This window comes from Stenotrophomonas sp. YIM B06876 (genome assembly GCF_030711595.1).
Lineage (GTDB): Bacteria > Pseudomonadota > Gammaproteobacteria > Xanthomonadales > Xanthomonadaceae > Stenotrophomonas.
The window spans coordinates 1-1,791 of record NZ_JAUJUJ010000160.1 but is presented as its reverse complement, the minus strand read 5'-3'; the positions used below and the strand labels follow the sequence as shown (position 1 = coordinate 1,791).

The following is a 1,791-nucleotide window of genomic DNA, read 5'->3' as shown; positions in this document are numbered from 1 at the left end:
TCTGGGCGAGGTAGGTCAGGACGACCTCGATGCCGAAGGTGATCAACAGCGTGTTGAACATCGGCGCGCGCACGATCAGGTTCAGCAGGCCGCGCTGCAGCGCGTAGCCCAGGCAGAACATCAGCACCGCCGTGATCGGCAGGCCCAGAAAGGGATCGATGTGCGCGTCGGTGTAGAGGTACCACGACAGGTAGGCGCCGAGCATGATGAAGGCGCCATGCGCCAGGTTGACGATGTTGAGCACCCCCCACACCAGGGCCAGGCCCAGCGCCATGACGGCGTAGAGGCCGCCCAGCAGCACGCCGTTGAGCAGGATTTGAGCCAGCAGGTCCACGGCGCGTTCCTGTGGGCCTGCCTGCTAGCGCGCGTTCCAGGCCGGCATCGGGTATTTGGGCGGCGTGACGAAGCCCTTGGCGTTGTAGACCTCGACCAGCGTATCGCCCTGCACCTGGATCACCACCTGCGGCAGGTCGATCTGGCCGTTCTTGCCAAACGAAACCGGGCCGTAGAGGCTGTCGAACTTGACCTTGGCAAGGGCATCGCGCACCTTCTGCGGGTCGATGCTGCCGGCGTCCTCCATGGCCTGCACCAACGCCTCGACGTCGGCCACGCCCGAGGCGGCGTGNACCTGCGGCAGGTCGATCTGGCCGTTCTTGCCAAACGAAACCGGGCCGTAGAGGCTGTCGAACTTGACCTTGGCAAGGGCATCGCGCACCTTCTGCGGGTCGATGCTGCCGGCGTCCTCCATGGCCTGCACCAACGCCTCGACGTCGGCCACGCCCGAGGCGGCGTGGTAGTCGGGCTCATAGCCGAAGCGCGCCTGGTACTCCTTGGCGAACTGCAGGGCGTCGCCGAACCAGCGGTCCTTCAGCGCCGCCGACGGCAGCCAGGCCGTCATGCCGAAGGCGTAGTCGGCATCCTTGCCCAGGGCCTTGCGGAAGTCTTCGCTGGGCACGCCCACGGTGAACGAATAAAGCTTTGGCGCCACGGCCAGGCTCTTGGCCTGGCGCACGAAGTTGAGGATCTCGGTCTCGTGGCCCGCCACCAGCACCACCTCGACGTTCTTGGCTTTGATCTGCGACAGCAGCGAGTTGAAGTCGGTGGCGTTGGTGCTGTAGCGTTCGTCGATGGCGATGTCCAGGCCAGCCTTCTGCAGCAGCGGCCGCGTGCCCTTGGCCACCGACACGTCGAACGCATCGTCGGCATACAGCAGCGCCACCGTTTTAGGCGGCGGCTTGAGCGCCTTGAGCATGTCGACGGTGCTGCCGAAGTAATTGCTCGCCGGCGCCAGCGTGCCGAAGATGTACTTGAAATTGCGCGCAAAGATCTGGTCGGAGGCGCCGCCGCCCTGCACCATGGGCACCTTGTATTTCTCGGACACGGCCGAATCGGCCAGGGCGAAGTTGCTGGCGAACGGGCCGAGCAGCAGGTTCACCTTGTCCTGCGAGACCAGCTGGGTGTACTGGCGCACGCTCAGGTTGACGTCGGACTGGTTGTCGTAGAGCTTGAGCGCCAGCTTGTGCGGCTGGCCGGCGATCTTCACGCCGCCGGCGGCATTGATCTTGTCGACCGCCAACTGATAGGCATCGCGGTAGTAGCGGCCGGTGTTGGCGACCGGGCCGGTCAGCTGCACCGAGGCCCCCAGCACCACATCCTGCGCCAGCGCCGCGCCGAACGCGCCTGCCGCGACGCAGCCTGCCAACACCGTAGGAATCCAATGCGAACGACCGAGGAACTGCATGGCGATCTCCTGGATGGGGCGACTGCGCGAGGCCGGTGTCCGCAAAAGAC

Annotated in this window: 1 protein-coding gene and 1 pseudogene; both read right to left on the bottom strand. The window is 65.6% G+C overall.

What is annotated here, in order from left to right:
• Positions 1 to 334: pseudogene (locus QZH66_RS15685) on the bottom strand (hypothetical protein); the annotation flags it as partial.
• Between the two features lie 24 nt (positions 335 to 358).
• Positions 359 to 1,791: amino acid ABC transporter substrate-binding protein (locus QZH66_RS15680; RefSeq protein WP_305806829.1), on the bottom strand; the 1,433-nt coding region annotated here is incomplete at its 5' end.